Annotated in this window: 14 protein-coding genes; 8 read left to right on the top strand and 6 right to left on the bottom strand. The window is 54.5% G+C overall.

What is annotated here, in order from left to right; genetic code table 11:
* Window positions 1-126: 126 nt before the first annotated feature.
* Window positions 127-1,794, bottom strand: a complete 1,668-nt coding sequence (locus HMPREF0574_RS08015; protein ID WP_004008232.1) for a fumarate hydratase — start codon at window positions 1,792-1,794, stop codon at window positions 127-129.
* 194 nt (window positions 1,795-1,988) lie between these two features.
* Between HMPREF0574_RS08015 and HMPREF0574_RS08020 the strand changes: the two genes are divergently transcribed.
* Window positions 1,989-2,801, top strand: coding sequence for a type I 3-dehydroquinate dehydratase (locus tag HMPREF0574_RS08020; RefSeq protein WP_236585923.1), 813 nt, complete (start codon window positions 1,989-1,991; stop codon window positions 2,799-2,801).
* Window positions 2,802-2,905: 104 nt separating this feature from the next.
* Here the strand turns inward: HMPREF0574_RS08020 and dnaG are convergent, their stop codons facing one another.
* From dnaG to HMPREF0574_RS08040, 4 genes are read right to left on the bottom strand one after another with little or no spacing between them, the layout of a single operon-like run.
* Entirely contained in the window at window positions 2,906-4,984 is a 2,079-nt protein-coding gene (dnaG, locus tag HMPREF0574_RS08025) for a DNA primase (RefSeq protein WP_004008234.1), read from the bottom strand.
* A gap of 26 nt (window positions 4,985-5,010) precedes the next feature.
* A complete protein-coding gene (locus HMPREF0574_RS08030) occupies window positions 5,011-6,312 on the bottom strand; it encodes a deoxyguanosinetriphosphate triphosphohydrolase (protein ID WP_004008235.1) in 1,302 nt (433 codons plus the stop codon).
* Window positions 6,309-7,625, bottom strand: coding sequence for a tRNA dihydrouridine synthase DusB (gene dusB / locus HMPREF0574_RS08035; RefSeq protein ID WP_004008236.1), 1,317 nt, complete (start codon window positions 7,623-7,625; stop codon window positions 6,309-6,311). Before dusB ends, HMPREF0574_RS08030 begins: the two co-directional genes overlap by 4 nt.
* A gap of 48 nt (window positions 7,626-7,673) precedes the next feature.
* On the bottom strand, window positions 7,674-9,059 hold the full coding sequence (locus tag HMPREF0574_RS08040) for a glycine--tRNA ligase (RefSeq protein ID WP_004008237.1): 1,386 nt from the start codon (window positions 9,057-9,059) through the stop codon (window positions 7,674-7,676).
* A 256-nt stretch (window positions 9,060-9,315) separates the two neighbouring features.
* Here HMPREF0574_RS08040 and HMPREF0574_RS08045 point away from each other — a divergent pair, with 256 nt between their 5' ends.
* The 6 genes from HMPREF0574_RS08045 to HMPREF0574_RS08070 are packed head-to-tail and all read left to right on the top strand — an operon-like array spanning window position 9,316 to window position 14,952.
* Window positions 9,316-10,086 carry a hypothetical protein gene (locus tag HMPREF0574_RS08045; RefSeq protein WP_004008238.1) on the top strand — a complete coding sequence of 257 codons (771 nt, stop codon included), beginning with the start codon at window positions 9,316-9,318 and terminating at the stop codon, window positions 10,084-10,086.
* A gap of 29 nt (window positions 10,087-10,115) precedes the next feature.
* Window positions 10,116-11,399, top strand: a complete 1,284-nt coding sequence (locus HMPREF0574_RS08050; RefSeq protein WP_004008239.1) for an aminotransferase class III-fold pyridoxal phosphate-dependent enzyme — start codon at window positions 10,116-10,118, stop codon at window positions 11,397-11,399.
* A gap of 14 nt (window positions 11,400-11,413) precedes the next feature.
* Window positions 11,414-12,277, top strand: coding sequence for a transketolase (locus HMPREF0574_RS08055; RefSeq protein ID WP_004008240.1), 864 nt, complete (start codon window positions 11,414-11,416; stop codon window positions 12,275-12,277).
* Between the two features lie 2 nt (window positions 12,278-12,279).
* Window positions 12,280-13,290: a transketolase family protein gene (locus HMPREF0574_RS08060; RefSeq protein WP_004008241.1), complete on the top strand. Its 1,011-nt coding sequence runs from the start codon at window positions 12,280-12,282 to the stop codon at window positions 13,288-13,290.
* A gap of 11 nt (window positions 13,291-13,301) precedes the next feature.
* A complete protein-coding gene (locus tag HMPREF0574_RS08065; RefSeq protein ID WP_004008242.1) occupies window positions 13,302-14,231 on the top strand; it encodes a hypothetical protein in 930 nt (309 codons plus the stop codon).
* Window positions 14,232-14,265: 34 nt separating this feature from the next.
* Window positions 14,266-14,952: a VOC family protein gene (locus HMPREF0574_RS08070; protein WP_004008243.1), complete on the top strand. Its 687-nt coding sequence runs from the start codon at window positions 14,266-14,268 to the stop codon at window positions 14,950-14,952.
* A gap of 190 nt (window positions 14,953-15,142) precedes the next feature.
* Here the strand turns inward: HMPREF0574_RS08070 and HMPREF0574_RS08075 are convergent, their stop codons facing one another.
* Window positions 15,143-15,655, bottom strand: a complete 513-nt coding sequence (locus HMPREF0574_RS08075) for a methyltransferase family protein (protein WP_236585924.1) — start codon at window positions 15,653-15,655, stop codon at window positions 15,143-15,145.
* Between the two features lie 223 nt (window positions 15,656-15,878).
* Between HMPREF0574_RS08075 and HMPREF0574_RS08080 the strand changes: the two genes are divergently transcribed.
* The gene (locus HMPREF0574_RS08080) at window positions 15,879-17,696 is read left to right on the top strand and encodes a glycoside hydrolase family 2 protein (RefSeq protein ID WP_004008245.1); all 1,818 of its coding nucleotides are present in this window, start codon (window positions 15,879-15,881) and stop codon (window positions 17,694-17,696) included.
* Window positions 17,697-17,761 lie beyond the last annotated feature (65 nt).

The following is a 17,761-nucleotide window of genomic DNA, read 5'->3' on the forward strand; positions in this document are numbered from 1 at the left end:
CAGGTGTTGGGTGTATTGTTCAGCACCAGTCTGTTCCGTAAACCAATTCCACCAACAGCTATAGGGCGCGGGCATCCCGCAGAGAACTCCCTTCGAGACGCCCGCCCGGAAACAAATCGCTAATGACTACTTCTTTGGCGGCACTTTCAAGGTGAGCACGACCTTGTCCAAGCCCTCAAAGAAATTGTTGCCCTTATCGTCCACTACGATGAAAGCCGGGAAGTCCTCGACGTCAATCTTCCACACGGCCTCCATCCCCAGCTCGGGGTACTCCAGAACCTCGACCTTCTTAATGGAATGAGCTGCCAGCTCCGCGGCGGGACCGCCGATAGAACCAAGGTAAAAACCACCGTGTTTGCGACAAGCATCGGTTACGACCTGACCACGATTGCCCTTGGCCAGCATAATCATCGAGCCACCGTGAGCTTGGAACAAGTCCACGTAGGGATCCATACGTGAAGCCGTGGTCGGACCGAATGATCCGGAGGGCATTCCTTCCGGAGTTTTCGCCGGTCCTGCGTAATATACCGGGTGGTCTTTGAAGTACTGAGGCAAGTCCCCTTCCTTTTCCAGACGGTCGCGGAGTTTCGCGTGGGCGATGTCACGAGCCACGATGAGGGTTCCGGTCAGGGAAAGCCGCGTCTTGATGGGGTATTTGGTGAGTTCGGCGAGGACGTCCTTCATCGGGCGGTTCAAGTCAATCTTCACCGCTTCGTCCCCGCCGAGTTCCGCGGCTGTGGGGTCGGGCATGAAGCGTCCCGGATCGGTGTCCAGAGCTTCGATGAACACTCCATCCTTGTTAATCTTTGCCACGCACTGCCGGTCTGCTGAGCAAGAGACTGCGATTGCTACCGGCAGAGAGGCACCATGGCGCGGCAGACGCACCACCCGCACGTCGTGACAGAAATACTTGCCGCCGAACTGAGCACCGATGCCCATGTGGCGGGTCATATCCAGGACTTGTTCCTCCATCTCGAAGTCACGGAACCCTTGCGCCTGTTCGCCGCCGTGAGTGGGCAAGCCGTCCAGGTAGTGCGCCGAAGCGTACTTCGCGGTCTTGAGCGTGTATTCCGCGGAAGTGCCACCAATGACGATTGCCAAGTGATAGGGCGGGCAGGCGGCGGTGCCGAGGGAACGAATCTTTTCCTCCAGGAACTGCATCATATGTTCGGGATCAAGAATCGCCTTGGTCATCTGGTAGAGGTAGGACTTGTTGGCTGAACCGCCACCTTTGGCCATGAACAGGAAACGGTACTCTGCTTCGTGTCCTGGGGCGGTCTCAGCATATAACTCCACCTGCGCCGGGAGGTTGCACCCGGTGTTCTTTTCCTCATACATGGACAGGGGGCTGTTTTGGGAATAGCGCAGGTTCAGTTTCGTGTAGGCGTTGTAAACCCCACGGGACAGCGCTTCTTCATCCGGACCGGGTGTCAGCACGCGTTGACCGCGTTCTCCCTTGATGATGGCAGTACCCGTGTCCTGGCACATGGGCAAGACCCCCGCTGCCGCGATGTTGGCATTGCGCAGCAGGTCCATCGCTACGAACTTGTCGTTGCCCGACGCCTCCGGGTCATCGAGAATCTTGCGCAGCTGTTGAAGATGAGCGGTGCGCAGGTAGTGGGAAATGTCGTGGAAAGCTGTCTCAGACAGGAGAGTCAGTGCTTCGGGGGAAACTTTCAAGAATTTGGTGCCATCCGGTCCCTCGACTTCGCTAACCCCCTCGGATGTCAGCTTGCGGTAGGTATAGGTGTCTTCGCCGTGCGGCAAGATGTCAGCATAGAAAAAATCGGTCACTGTTGCCCCCTTGCTCTGGTGCTTTTGTGCGATTTGATTCTAACGCTCCGGCTGCAGCGCCTTTTTTATAAGGCTTTAAACCGGAGAATTCCGGGTCTGCAGACCGTTGTGCTATGCTTCGATTTTCGCAAGTCTGACTAAAGAAAAAACGTTCCCGCTCTTCGAGCAGCGTAGCGAAAGGCTAAAGTAGAATCATGTCTGATTTATTTGCGGATTGGCGTCGCCCCACGTTTATTACCTCGGTGAATCCGGGGATGCTGGGCTATGACCGGCTCATCCGCGATATGCATCCACGAGTCGAACTGGTCGAGATTCGTCTGGATGGGGTGTGGCTGTCCCGTGGATCTTTTCAAGGTACAAAACGTGACTTTGCCGAAATCGAAAATCTCTTGCGACAAGCTCGCGAACAGGTAAAACGCCCGATTTTAGCGACTTTCCGGACCGAAGGCGGGCACGTCTCGATTACTGCGGAAGTCTATGAAAGCCTCGTGGCACAAGCCGCGAAGTGCGCTGACTGGGTGGATGTCGAGTCAAACTATCCCTACCTAGGCATGACCGCGGAACAAGCCACCGCCGCGGCCGAGAATCCCCACGTCCAAGAGGACAATGAGAAACGTTTGACCAGTTTGTTGCGCAACATACACGGCAACGGTACGGGCGTTATTTTGTCCCGTCACTGTTGGGAGCCTTCCCCGAACAGCGAAAAAGAAGTCAGCGACCTGCTCATTTATCAACTCAATTTGGGAGCAGACGTGTCCAAAGCAGCTTTTTCGCCGCAAACCCCACAACAGCTAGCAAACCTTCAAAAGGGCGGGAAGACCACTTTCCTGCTCACTCACCGACCCACGATTTTGATTGGGATGGGCGCGCTGGGTCAGCCTACTCGCCTAGCAGGTCCGCAACTGGGTAACTGGGGTACTTTCGTCACCGTAGGAGGTCCACAGTCCGCACCGGGACAACTGCCGTTGGCACAGCTCGAACTGCGCTATCCGGCATCTGGTTTTTAGGTTGCCTCCCCGATTTTCCCTAACTTTGAGATATTTCGGCTCGTGGCGAAACGTTATGTGAGGGCGCAAATTTTTCTAACCCGACCGTACAGAGACATAACAGTTCAGAATTCGGGGTTCAGTTCGCGCATCCGATTTTCCAGATTGATGAGTTTGCCAAATACTTCCGCCTTTTCCGGGGAATTGGAATCGAGACGTCGCAACTGAGCTTTCAGACTGGCAATTTGAGCGTTCAGACCCTTGCGTTCCATGGATTCTACGGCGTTTTGCACCCAAGATTCCGCCGCGATGCGAGTTTCTTCCGCGGACTGATTCGCTTCATAGAGAGGAGCCGGACGAGTCACCAGGTTCGTCAACGCTCCCACTAAAACGGATCCAGCCTGGGCTTTCACTGCCGCCGCCCACCGGTTTAGAGCCACGTTTCCCGGATGGGGTTCTCCCGCTGCTTGAGCGACCTCCGCGAGACGCCGATATTCCCCCGCACCGCCCACCGCCGCGATGACTTCAAAAATGGCTCGCAATGTGGGTTGGGTGAAGCTCTGCGGATCCAGGGTGTCGAAAGCGGTCTGGGCTGCGAAACCCGGAAACTGTAAAGCTGCTATCAGCACGTCACGTTCGACTCGCCACACCGGGTCAGTGTTTACCGCCGGGTCCAGCCGAGTTTGCGGAATCACCTGTGGGCTGCCGGACGCGTCTGACCCGGTCAGATTTCCCAGGTTGGCGCTTTTTTCAGAACCACCCGCGGCATTGCCGGGTCCCCCGAGTCCCCCTGGCTGAGAACTGCTAGCGCTGCTGGCGCGCTGTTGGGAGCGAATCCTTCGCCACACTTCATTCACTGTGTACCAAGTGTCTCTGACATTAACCCCCAGCCAACCGCTGACCTGTTTCACATATTCAGTTCGCAATGCCTTGTCACGAATTTCTGCCAGCACCGGAGCGGTGGCACGCATAGCCTCGATGCGAGCCGCGGGGCTATCTAAGTCGTATTTCGAGATGATGGTTTTCAACACGAAATCGAACAGTGGTTTGCGACCCTCAATCAGGTCCCGTACGGCTCCCGGTCCGCGCTGCATCCGTAAATCACAGGGATCTAAGCCATCGTCAGCCACCGCCACAAAAGCCTGAGAGGCAAAGTCCTGGTCAGTACGGAAAGCTTTGAGGGCTGCGGCTTGTCCGGCAGCGTCACCGTCAAAAGTGAAGATGACCTCACCGCCGCGCGGGGGCAGACCTCCAGGGAGTTTCAAAGACGAAGCGCTATCCGCAGAAGTCCCGATAAACCGACGAATCTGTTTGGCATGTTCGTCCGTAAATGCCGTACCGCAGGTCGCGACCGCGGTGGTGATTCCGGACAAATGCGCCGCCATCACGTCGGTATAGCCCTCGACGATGACACAGCGCCGCTCTTTCCCGATGTTCGGTCGCGCCAAATCCAGTCCGTAGAGCACGGAAGATTTGTGATAAATCGGGGATTCTGGGGTATTGATGTATTTCGGGACTTGCGGATCTGAATCATCCAAACGCCGTCCGCCAAAGCCTAAAACTGCCCCGGTTACATCTTTGATAGGCCACATGACACGGTCGCGAAACACGTCATAAATCCCGCGCTGTCCCGGTTTGCCCAGACCGACCGTCACAATTTCCTGGTCAGTAAAGCCTTTCGAACGTAAGTAATCGGTGAGGTTGTTCCAGCCCGGCGGCGCGTAGCCCATCCCAAAATGAGCAGCATCCTGGGAGGTGAAAGCTCGCCCCTCGACAAAATCCCTCGCTCGCTGCGCCTCCGGAGACACAAGTTGAGACACAAAAAAATCCTGGGCGACCCGATTGCATTCCAGCAATCGCTGTCGAGTTCCCGGCTCCACGCGCTCTTTCGTAATAGCCGCGCCTTCCACGTAATGCATCGTGATGCCGGCTCTCGCGGCTAAAAATTCGACCGCCTCGGGAAACGTCAACCCTTCGATGAGCTGCACAAAATCAATGGTGTCCCCACCTTGAGAGCAGCCGAAACAATGCCACATGTTTCGTACCGGCGTCACGCTAAAAGATGCTGTTTTTTCGTCATGGAATGGGCACAAGCCCAGCAGTGAACTGCCTTTGCGCTGCAGGCTCACATAGTCGCTGACCACCGACTCTATGGGAATATCACGGACCTTTTGCAGGTCCTCGGGGTCGAACTTGGAAACCATGCAATCATACTAGCCTAAGTTTTAGGTCAGACAGGTTGTGTAATCATCCCCACCAAACGCGCATGCCAAGCGCCTGCCGACAGGTCAGTCAAGCTCGCTACCTGGTCTATTACCGCCCGGAGACGACCCGCATCTCGACCCAAATGATGTTCTTCCGCGCGCAGCCACTCGGCGCGGTAAGGCTCTTGCAAGACACGCTGCCCCGTAGCTTCCTGTTCCAATAGTGCCCACACCAGGTCGGAGAGAATTTGTTTCTGACTGAGGTGGTCATGAGTCGTTTCGCGCGGAGCCATGACATAGTACACGGCAATGCCTTTCAACAGGAGTATTTCTGCTTGAGTTTCAGGAGGCACGATTACGTCCGCGTCGTAACGCACCAGGGGACGGTCTCCGTATCGTTGGCGGGTAGCGTCATGACAGGCTAGCGCAAAGCGCCCGATGAGCTGTGACGTCATATCTTTCAGAGTGGCTTGGGAACGGTAATCCGACACTGGCTCGGTGAGCCAGAAAGGCATTTGCCGCAGCCTTTCATGAGCTGCCGCTAAGTCGTCTGCGCTGAACTTGCCCGGACCGAACGACCCCGCGTACCAACGCCTCGTTATGTCAACCACGTCAACAAAGGTTTCTTCATTTTCCAAATCACCCAAGTTGGCTGATCCTAGGGCAACAGCATCCTCGACATCATGGACTGAGTAACCAATATCATCAGCGAGGTCCATTACTTGAGCCTCTATACAGCGATGATTATCGGGAGCGCCAAGCCGCAGCCATTGAAAGACCTCCCGGTCTTCGGCATAGACCCCAAACTTGGGGGAATCCGCACCGTGCGGTCCCTCCCCCCGCAGCCAGGGATATTTCGCGATGGCATCGAGAGTGGCACGAGTCAGGTTCAACCCCACCCACTGCCCTTGTGAACCGATAACTTTCGGCTCTAGGCGGGTAACCAAGCGCAACGTCTGAGCATTGCCTTCAAACCCGCCAATATCTTTAGCCAAGTCATTGAGCACCCGTTCTCCGGAATGCCCAAAAGGTGGATGCCCCAAGTCGTGCGCCAGGCAAGCGGCATCGACCACGTCCGGGTCACAGCCCAGTCCCTTACCGAGTTCGCGCCCTACCTGGGCAACTTCTAGGGAATGTGTCAGGCGCGTCCGTGAAAAATCATTGGCAATCGGTCCCAAAACCTGAGTTTTTTCACCCAGGCGGCGCAGCGCCGAGGAATGCAAGATTCGCGCCCGATCACGCTCAAAGTCCGTGCGGTTACCCCGCTTGTGGGTCTCCGTAACAAAACGTTCGTGTACCTCCCGGGGATATGCTCCAATTTCACTCACTTATCAAGCCTAACCGCTGGGTACGGTTCCGCTTCTGATTTGGCGTAAGGGTCATCGAAATCGTCTGCTGCCAGGTGCAGGGCTTTGGTCGCCGCCGCGTCGATTTCGCGGGTGTCGAGCCAGCCTTCGGGTAGTTTGACATGACGCTGAGCGCGCGAACGTCCGTGTTTGCCCTGCGCCGCCTCGGGGTAAGGGGTGTTGGGGTCGAGCGTTTGCAAAAGGTCGTACAGACGTCTCTCCAGGTCATCCAACGTCTCGACGCGAGTGAGTTCCGCGCGAGTATCCCCGCCCAGGTGGAAACCTCGCAGGTACCATCCCACATGTTTACGCATATCCCGCAGCGCCGCTTTTTCATTACCGAAATGTTCCACTAAGCCACAGGCGTGAGCGCGAATGACCTCGACGATTTCCCCCAAAGTCGGACCCGCGGGAATCGGCTGACCCCACAGAGCTGCCGTGATTTCACGAAAAATCCAGGGACGACCTTGCACAGCCCGACCAATCTCGATACCTGCGCACCCCGTTTGCGCAAACATTTCCAGTGCGTCTGAGGCAGAAAACACGTCGCCGTTGCCCAACACCGGAATATCCAGCGTGTTGACCAGCTGACCTATCCGCGACCAATCAGAGTGCCCGGAATAATACTGATTCGTGGTGCGGGCGTGCAACGTGAGCGCGGCTGCTCCCGCGTCCTGTGCTGCCCGTCCCGCGTCCAGCATTGTTTCATGACTTTCGTCAATTCCGACCCGGATTTTTACGGTTACCGGCACCTCGACCTCGCGTCGGGCTGCCTGCGATGACTCCTGCGCCGCCTGAACCACCTGACCGATGAGGTCGCCAAAATACGCGGTCTTCCACGGCAGAGCGGCTCCCCCACCCTTGCGGGTGACCTTGGGGACCGGGCAACCAAAATTCAAATCAATGACATCCACCAGATCCCGGGCAATTAGTTCACGAGCCGCCCAGGCCAAATCAGCTCCCACTACTCCGTAAAGCTGCAGCACTCGAACAGTTTGCCCCGGACCGGATTGCGCCATGACCCACGAGCGAGTCGAGTTCATCATGAGCGCTTTCGCGGTAATCATTTCGTTGACGAACATGCCCTCAACGCTACGAAACGCCCCCGTTTCGCCGTCACGACGAAGCGAGCTATCAGACTCAGACGGCAAACCTTGGCGGGAAAATGCCGCGCATAAATCACGAAACGGTGCATTCGTCACCCCTGCCATTGGCGCTAGCGCAATGGGGGTCACAAACTCCACCCCACCAATTCGCAGGGGCGGATATTTACACTGTGGATACTGTGGAGCCAAAAACGCCTCCGACCGGTATTTCTGTCGTGGAAGAGACTCGCCGCAACACTAGCAAGTCGGCAGACGATCACGCAGATACGCGAGCAGATTATCCCGCCCAATGCGTTCCTGGGTCATGGTGTCTCGTTCACGCACCGTCACGGCTTGGTCCTCCAGAGAATCAAAATCCACCGTGACGCAGTAGGGCGTACCAATTTCGTCTTGGCGACGGTAGCGGCGCCCCACCGCACCCGCATCGTCATATTCCACATTCCAGTGCTTACGCAGCTCAGCAGCGATATTGTGGGCGATTTCGGGCAGTTCGTCCTTACGCGACAGCGGCAGCACCGCCACTTTCACCGGGCTCAAGCGCGGATCGAGACGCAGCACGGTCCGTTTGTCTACCCCACCCTTGGTGTTCGGGGCTTCGTCCTCGGTGTAGGCCTCGATTAGGAAAGCCATCAGGGAGCGGGTCAGACCGGCAGAAGGCTCAATAACGTAGGGAACCCAACGCTTATCGTTGGCCTGGTCATAATAATCAAGTTTCTGACCACTAGCCTTCATATGTACGCCCAGGTCATAGTCAGTACGGTTGGCGATACCCTCCAGCTCACCCCACTTGGAGTTTTCAAAGCCGAAGGCGTACTCGATGTCTACCGTACGCTTGGAATAGTGCGAGAGCTTCTCTTTCGGGTGCTCATACAACCGCAGGTTTTCCGGCTTAATACCCAGGTCGGTGTACCACTCAAAGCGGTGATCAATCCAGTATTGATGCCATTCTTCGTCGGTACCGGGTTCCACAAAGAACTCCAGCTCCATTTGTTCAAACTCACGAGTGCGGAAGATAAAGTTGCCCGGAGTGATTTCGTTGCGGAAAGACTTACCAATCTGACCGATACCGAAGGGTGGACGCTTGCGGGCAGTCGTCATCACATTGGCAAAGTTGATAAAGATGCCCTGAGCCGTTTCCGGGCGTAGGAAGTGCAAACCGGATTCGTCATCCACCGGTCCCAGATAGGTCTTAAGCAGTCCCGAGAACGCCCGAGGCTCCGTCCATTTACCTTTTACGCCACAGTTCGGGCAGGGTACGTCATCCATACTGACATCGTCTGGGTTCTCAACGCCGTGTTTCTCGGCGTACTCTTCTTGCAAGTCGTCCTCACGCAGACGCTTGTGACAGCTGAGACATTCAATGAGGGGATCAGTAAAAGCCTTGAGGTGACCGGAAGCGTCCCACACTTTCGGGGGCAAAATCACCGAGGAGTCCAGACCCACCACATCTTCGCGGGAACGTACCATATAGTTCCACCAGGCCTTTTTGATGTTTTCCTTTAGCTCCACACCAAGGGGACCGTAATCCCACGCCGCGCGCGTCCCGCCATAAATGTCACCACAGGGGTAAACAAAACCGCGGCGTTTCGCCAAAGATATTACTGAATCCATCGTTGATGCCACTTGTGCTCCTTATTGGTGTTGCTTTTCGTAATCCCACGTTTTCTCATGTTTTCAGCGGGAGGGTACGCGCCCATTTTAGCCGGCAAATCTCCGGGAACGAATTCGGTATCTCCGCCGGACCTCCCGGTATCAAAAATAAGGGAGCAGTTTGGGTTAAATAACGAAAAACACTCGGGAAAACCGCTGCACAAATAACAGGTTCCACACTATAATTGCATTTGCCAAGTAAACACAAAACACACGACGAGGTGGGTTTATGAATCAAACTGCTATGGCTGCCGTCAATCTTAGGGCAGTTTTGCGTACACTCGAGAAGCTCCCAGAGCTCGATCCCAAGTCGAAACAGCTCTTGGAACATGTCCCGCTGACCTTACAATTCAAGGCAGCGAACGTCGGTTCAGTCCGGCTCAAACTGGGCGACGGCAAAATTGAGTTCTTCCCCGGTGGCGGACCGGCTGATATCAGCTTGGGTTTCCCCGTGCCGAGCATGGTCAACAAAATGTTCGACGGCAAAGGGATTCCGGTACCACTCAAGGGCTTCACCAAACTGAAGTATCTAACAGGTACGTTCACCGAGATTACGGACCGGCTTTCCTATTACTTGCGGCCGACCCCCCAACTGCTGCAGGACCCCGAGTTCGCCAGAATCAACTCCCTGCTGACCCTGCACGTCGCGGTCTATGCGATGGCGGAGATTGCCAACCAGGACCCCAAGGGTATCCAGGTCGCCAAAGGAATGCGCGACGGCACCATCGGACTAAAGATTGCCAACGGTCCCGCTTTGACCATGGTTATCAATGACCATCACGCGCGCATCGTCGACGGCGATGCGCCCAAGGCCGCAGGCCCCAACGGACGTCACGCCTTTATGGTCTTTTCTGATTTGGATACCACCGGTCAGGTCCTGCGCGGCGAGCTCGCGTCCTATCCCGCTATCGGTCGTGAGCTGATTAAGTTGGGCGGATATGTTCCCCTGTTGGACAACATGAACAAGATCCTCGGCATGGTGCCGTTCTACTTGAGCTAGAAAACGCGCGTGAGGAAGGACTATACAAAATGATGAAAACTTACGAACACACCAAGAGCCACGAATGGTACGAGCGCGCAGTTGAGGTCATTCCCGGTGGCGTCTACGGGCACTTGGGACCGGCGGAAGGCTGTTTCATGCCTATCAGCGCTTACCCCCTATTCGCCTCGAAAGCACAAGGTGCCTACTTCTGGGATGTGGACGGCAACAAATACGTTGACCTGATGTGCGCTTACGGTCCGATGGTTCTGGGCTACAACGACCCCGACGTGGACAAGGCCGCTGCGGAACAGGCAAAGATTCTAAACTGTGCAGTGCAGCCCGGCACTCTCATGGTCAATCTGGCAGAACTGATGGTGGACACAGTAGATATGGCAGACTGGGCGTTCTTTGCCAAGAACGGTGGAGACGCCACAAACTACGCCCTGATGGTGGCGCGCGCCGCCACCGGACGGGATAAGTTCATCGCTGTCAATGGCGGCTACCACGGCGTGATTGGATGGACCCAAGGCTGGGGCGCCCCCGGCGTAGGCAAGAAAGAAGTCGAGGACAAACTGCTGGTGGATTGGGGCGACACCGCCGCGGTGGAACGTCTCGCGGCTGAATACAAGGGCGAGATTGCCGCCTTTATCGCCACCCCGTACCACCATCCGGTCTTTGAGGACAGCATCTTGCCACCGGCTGGCTACTGGAACAAGATTCGTTCTATCTGCGATCGCGAAGGCATCGTGCTCATCGTTGACGATGTGCGCTGCGGGTGGCGCCTGGATATGAAGGGTTCCGACTACCACTACGGTTTCAAAGCCGATTTGGAGTGCTTCTGCAAGGCTATCGCCAACGGACACAATATCTCGGCAGTGACCGGTATCGAGTCCCTCAAGGACGCTGCCGCCTCCGTGATGTGTACCGGTTCATACTGGATGAGTGCCCCGCCGATGGCAGCGGCTATCGCCTGTATCACCAAGATGCGTGAAATCGATGCGCCAAAGATTTGCCACGACCACGGCGTGAAAATCATTGAGCGCCTGACCGAGATTGCCAAGCATCACGGCTTTGATTACCGCTTCAGTGGCGAACCTGCCCTGTTCTTCCACCAAATCAGAGGTCTCGAAGACAAAGCAGACCCCAACCTGCTGCTGCACCAGGCCTTCGTGGGTGAATGCGTGAAGCGTGGCGTGTTCATGACGAACCACCACAACCACTTCACGAACACGGCTCTCACCGACAAGGACATCGACTTCATCGCAGACGTGGCTGACGAAGCGATGGGCGTAGTGAAAAACAAGTCACGTGAGATTCTGGCTCAAGCCTAAGCAAAGGAGGAAAGATGGCTTTATCGGCTAAAGAACACAAGGAACTCGAAGAAACCGCTAATCGGCTGCGTCTGCTCACCCTCGATACGGTGAATTGGGCAGGTGGCGGTCACATTGGCGGTGCCATGAGCTCCATGGATGTACTGACGGTTCTGTATCATCACGAGATGAACTTCAGCGCCGACAAGATGGACGACCCTGATCGCGACCGTTTCGTGCTCTCCAAGGGGCACATCGGTGTGGGGATGGGACCGGTCCTCGCCGACTTGGGGTGTTTCCCCAAGGATTGGCTGCCGACCTATTCGCATATCCTCTCGCACCTGGGCATTCACTTGGATGCGGGCAAGGTTCCCGGTCTGGAAGTTTCTACAGGTTCGCTGGGTCACGGTCTGTCTCTGGCTGTGGGCATGGCACTCGGGGCACGTCAGCTTGGCAAAGAATGGCGTACTTATTGCCTGATGGGAGACGGTGAATGCAACGAGGGCTCCATCTGGGAGGCCGCTATGAGCGCCGGTCAGTTTAAGGTAGACAACCTGGTAGGCATCGTAGATGTCAACCACGCCATGATTGACGGCATGACTGCCGATGTCATGGGTCTGGAGCCTTTCGCGGACAAATGGCGCGCTTTCAACTGGGAAGTCATTGAGGTCAAAGGTAACTCGATACCCGATTTGGTCGACGCTTTTGATCGGGCGCGCACTATCAAGGGTAAGCCCACCATGCTGCTGATGGACACGGTGAAGGGCGAAGGCATCGACTACATGGAAGGCGACTACACCTGGCACTACGGCGCTGTTGATGACGAAAAGTATGCCAAGGCGGTCGAATCTCTCAAGCGACACCTGCAGAAACGACTCGAGCTAGTGAAGGGAGCCTAAACATGGCTGGAGGATTAACTTACACTTCGATTGACGCGGTTAATCTGACCACCGCGGAGGTATACGGTCAGACTTTGGTGCAACTGGGCAAAGAAGACTCCACCATCGTGGGGCTTTCGGCAGACTTGGCAAAATCCACCAAGATTTCCGTGTTTGCCAAAGAGTTCCCCGAGCGTTTCTATAACGTAGGTATCGCGGAACAAAATATGTTCGGTATCGCTGCAGGGTTAGCAAAAGCGGGGCTGCTACCGTTCGTGTCTACGTTCGGGGCGTTCGCAGCCCTGCGCGCTTGCGAACAAATCCGCACCGACATCTGCTACCAGAATCTCAATGTAAAGATTATTGGTACGCACTCAGGATTGTCTTTCGGGGCTGCCGGTACGACCCACCATGTCACCGAAGACATCGCTATTCTGCGTAGTTTCGCGAACCTGGTGGTCATGTGTCCGGCTGATGGTCTGGAGGCTGCGTACTGCGTACAGGCTGCTTATGAGCACCAGGGTCCGGTCTATATCCGTCTGAACCGCGGATTTGACCAGATTGTCTACCGTGACGAGATTCCTACTTTCGAGTTTGGCAAGGCAAATACTTTGCGAGAAGGCACGGACCTCACGTTTATCGCGACCGGATCTGGCGTGTGGCGCGCCCTGCAAGCTGCTGACATCCTCGCCAAGGAGGACGGTCTGAGCGTGCGCGTGCTGGACATTCACACCCTGAAGCCGATTGATGAAGATGCCATCGCCAAGGCGATTACCGAAACTCGGCGTATCATCACCGTTGAGGATCACAACATCATCAACGGTCTGGGAACCGCGGTCGCTGATGTTGGCGCTACCACCCGCAAGGGCTTCGTGTTAAAGAAGCTCGGTATCCCTGACGAATTCTCGGTCATCGGTCAGCCTGAGGACCTGTACTCTCATTACGGCTGGGACGAAAACGGTTGTGTGGTCGCCGCTCGTGAAGTCATGCATATGGACTTCGAGGAGGACGACGACTGGGAAGACGAGTTCTAAGGTAGAGCGCCATGACTAAAGAAACGAAACAAAGCTCCGCCCCGCCTCAGGCAACTCAGACCGACAAGGCGTGCGGAGAATCTTGTGAAAAGAAAACGAAAGCCAAGCCGTTCCCGATGGGTCCCAATTCCAGCATTGACGACGAAGTTCGGTACGCCAACGTGGTGTTCCTCAACGCGGTCATTCCGCTGTTGAAACCAATTGTAGCCGAAAAGCCGGAGTTGGCGGCAGCCTTTAAAGGCAAGGAAGGCGTGGTCCAGATTTCTTGTCTGACCCCGGCGGGCACGTCGATAGACGGACGTCCGGAACGTTACGCCACGCACCTGATTATTCACGGTGCGAGCATTACGCCGAAGCTGGGCGCACACCCGCTGCCGAACGTGGAAATCGAGTTCCCTTCCCCCGAGAAGCTCAACGACTTCTTTAAAGGCAAGGTGAACCTGCCCAAGATTCGCGGGGGGCTGAGCAATCCAGGACTTTTGGTCGCTACCGTGAAGGCTCTGTTGGCGATGTCCAGTCTGCTGGGCGCAACGGCGGCACCCAAGATTGAGGATGACCGGAAACTGCTGACGAAGTGCATGTTCTACCTGCTGACCACCGGCATGAGCCAGCTGAATAAGGCGGGGCATCCCGGTGTGCATGCGTGGACGGATCCTTCGCCGGATCGCGTTTACGCCTATGTCGTGGATGGACATCCCGAACTGGGTGCATACATCCGCATCAAAGCCGGGAAGTCAAAGGCATTTCGCGGGGAATACACACGCAGCGCCGCGTTCTTTACGATGCGCTTCGACTCGGTAACCTCCGCATTAGGGACCTTACTGCAGACAGATGACCTTCTGGATGCCCAGGCATCGGGTCGCATGTCGATGGAAGGTTCGCCCGAATACGGTGCCGAACTAGGCGCGCTGATGATGGCGGTGGGTGACTATGCGAAGTAAAGCAGCCAAAACAGTCAGTTGCAAGCGACGTTTTATGAAGACAACCTGCCGGAAAGCGACCAAACTCGGCGCGTTGGTGCTGCTGGGTTACGGCGTAAAGCTGGCTGTGGACAACGCACTAGAGCTGAAAAAGCTGGGCAAGGAAGAATTCCTGGAACGCAAGCAGCGGGAATGTCGCAACAAAATGAACAGCATCGGTATCAACTGGGGTCTGGGTCATGTTGGCGTTACCGTGGCGAACTTCGAGCGCGCCGTCCAATGGTATGACCGGGTGTTCGGGCTGAAACTGATGAACTATCTGGAAATCACTGGCGATGATTTGAAGCCTGTCGAGCGGTTGTATCACGTGGAGGGCATTAAGCGAGTTCGCCTGGGCTTCATGTGTTCCCGTTCCGGCAACATCCTGGAATTGTTCGAGTTCGATCCGCCCGTGGTGACGGACGAACGCGAGACTTGGAATCGACCCGGATACTCCCACATCGCCTTCCATGTCTCCAACGTGCCCGGTTGGGTGAACCGCCTGCGTCGGGAAGGCGCGGAGTTCATGAATGAACCGGTGCATTCTTCCGGTGCTGATTGGGCATTCTTCCGCGACCCGGACGGGAACCTCGTCGAGCTCATCGATCTCCACGCGGCTCGTCTCGGTTTGGGGCGCCTCGGCGTGCTCATTGGTACCGTGATGAAGCACACCGCACTCAAGGGGTTCTACCGCAAGGTTTGAACGCCGCGCTCTGTGACTAAAATTCAACCGTGTGGGCTGGGGTTTTCCTTAGCCCACACGGTTTTTATCTGACAAAGGCACGGGTTTGAGGCTCGGTCGCGACAATGGTTCTCGAAAAACTTCTCCCATATATCATCGAGAAGACCAATGTCATCTACCCTGCCCTGCTGAAGTGGGTGAAAACTCGCCTTCAGATGGTTTCGGGTCCACGGGGTGGCCAGGGGAATACACGATTTACGCGAGCTGCGTATCTGGCGTACTGAGCACCAAACTTTTGCTGCAACCAGCGTTCTTCGGTGTGTTTCAATAAAATACTCAATGCGAGCCAATAAACGAACGGCAAGGCCATCAAACACCAGTTTGTTTGTGAGATCAGAATACCGGTGTTGAGCAGGAAGAAAGCTGTGTAGACAGGATGACGCACCCAAGCGTAGATTCCAGTGGTCATTAATTGACCGGTTTTGACGCTTTCTACCATGTGCGAGCCAAACACGGCTAAGCACCACACGGTTATAGCCTCCACCATCAAAACAATGCCAATCAGAATCAAAAGTTTTCGGATCCATAAGTTATCAATCGTCCCAATCCTCAGCCATCCCAGATATCTGAAAATGGTTGCGGAGATCGTGACGATGAAAATACCAGAAACGTAGAATGGTCCTACCCCAAGCACGGGCAGGTGGGAGGGGGATGCCTTACTCACGAATCTATTTTTGCATACCTCAGCCCGACAAATGAACTTGTAACAGCAGGTCATAAACCAGGCAGACAAATAAAAACCACGCTACTCACACCAATCACCCAACAAAATCCGGTAAAATAAAGCTGCAAAAATTTACAGTTTAAAACCAAATATAATCAACTGCTGTCAACAACTTTATATAAGCAGTAAGAATACCGACTAGATCCAGCCCTGGGAGAATCTTATGAACTATTTGCGCAGCGAGTATCCTCGCCCCCAATTCGAGAGAGAAAATTGGCAGAATCTAAATGGGACATGGGATTTCCGCTTTGACGATGACGATAAGGGTCTGCGGGAGCGTTGGTATATGCCAGACTCTCCTTTCCCTATGCAGATTAATGTTCCCTTTGTGTATGAGTGCGAGCTGAGTGGTATTAATACTCGGGAGCAACATGACATTATCTGGTACAAACGCAACTTTGATGCTCCGAGTTTAACCCCACAACAGCATTTATTACTGCATTTTGGGGCAGTTGATTATCAAACACAAGTTTTTTTAAACGGGCAAATGGTAAAAGAGCACACCGGCGGTGAAACTCCGTTTTCCGTCGACATCACACCTTTCCTTACCGAAGGAACCACTCAAAACCTTTGTTTACGCGTTTATGACCCGCTGACTAACCAAGAAATACCGCGCGGGAAACAGTTCTGGGAATTCAAACCCAAAGGAATCTGGTACACGCGGAGCAGTGGAATCTGGCAAACAGTTTGGACGGAAGTTGTCAACGAACAGCGCATTGAGTCTTTAGCCATTAAGCCAGCCCTGGACAGCGGATCTGTTGAGTTCACAGTGCATACGAAAACCAGCTCCTCAAATACCTGGCTAAAGGTACAGATTCATTACCAAGATAAATTATTCGTTGAGACACAAATCAAATGCGTCGGTCCCACGCTGAAGTTTTCTGTGGATATTTTCGGGTCAGATATTTTTCGTACCGGATTTCATGGTGCCGATGAATACATATGGAGCCCAGAATACCCCAATCTATTTACAGTAGAGCTAACCTTATCGGATATTAATTCAAATCTCGAGCTAGATTCCGTCCGCAGCTATTTTGGAATGCGAAAAATCCATACCGAGAATGGAATTATTTATTTAAATAATAAGCCCTACTATCAAAAGCTAGTTCTTGACCAAGGCTATTGGCCGCGAAGCCTGCTCACCGCCCCTACCGATGATGACTACCGACTTGATATTTCGCTTGCGAAAGAGATGGGATTCAACGGTTGCCGCAAGCATCAAAAACTTGAAGATCCCCGTTTTCTCTATTGGGCAGACCAACTTGGGTTTCTAGTCTGGGAAGAATGTTCTTCTACCCCGCTATTCACCACAGAGTCACAAATAGCCATTTATGATTCTTGGAAATCTGTTTATCAACGCGACCGTAATCATCCGTGTATCGTGGCATGGGTGCCTTTGAATGAAAGCTGGGGAGTCCCACAAATTCATTCGAACCAGCGACAGCAGCATTGGGCACAAGCCCTGTACCACCTCTTGCGGTCACTAGACGACACTCGTCTGCTGAGTTCCAACGATGGCTGGGATCAAACAATCACCGATATCTGCGCCATCCACAATTACAAGCTGGGTAAGGATGCAGACGATTCCGAATTCGCCCAGTTTTGCGAAACTTTAACTTCCAAGGAAGCGTTAGTGTCCCAATTTGTCAGCGGTCATCCTGTGTACGCTACAGGGTTTGGCTACCGAGGAGAGCCCATCTTGATTACTGAATGCGGAGGTATCGGATTTGCCACCAATCAGATTTCAGATTGGAGTTACCTCGGTGTATCTTCAGCGGCAGAATTTTTAGCCACTTATCGTCGCCTAATTTCAACCTTACGTTCTTCGCAATACGTGCAAGGCTTCTGTTACACCCAGCTCACGGATGTCGAGCAAGAGGTCAACGGACTGCTGACCTACGAACGAACACCTAAATTCGATTTAAAGGAACTCCGACAGATCAACGCGATTAACGATTTACCTAGTCAGAATTTAACCTAACTCGCGCAACCTAAGCGTCTCAACGATTACCAAGCAAACTGCGAAACCCTACAAAACCTAGCAGA

The organism is Mobiluncus curtisii subsp. curtisii ATCC 35241 (assembly GCF_000146285.1).
GTDB classification, from domain to species: domain Bacteria; phylum Actinomycetota; class Actinomycetes; order Actinomycetales; family Actinomycetaceae; genus Mobiluncus; species Mobiluncus curtisii.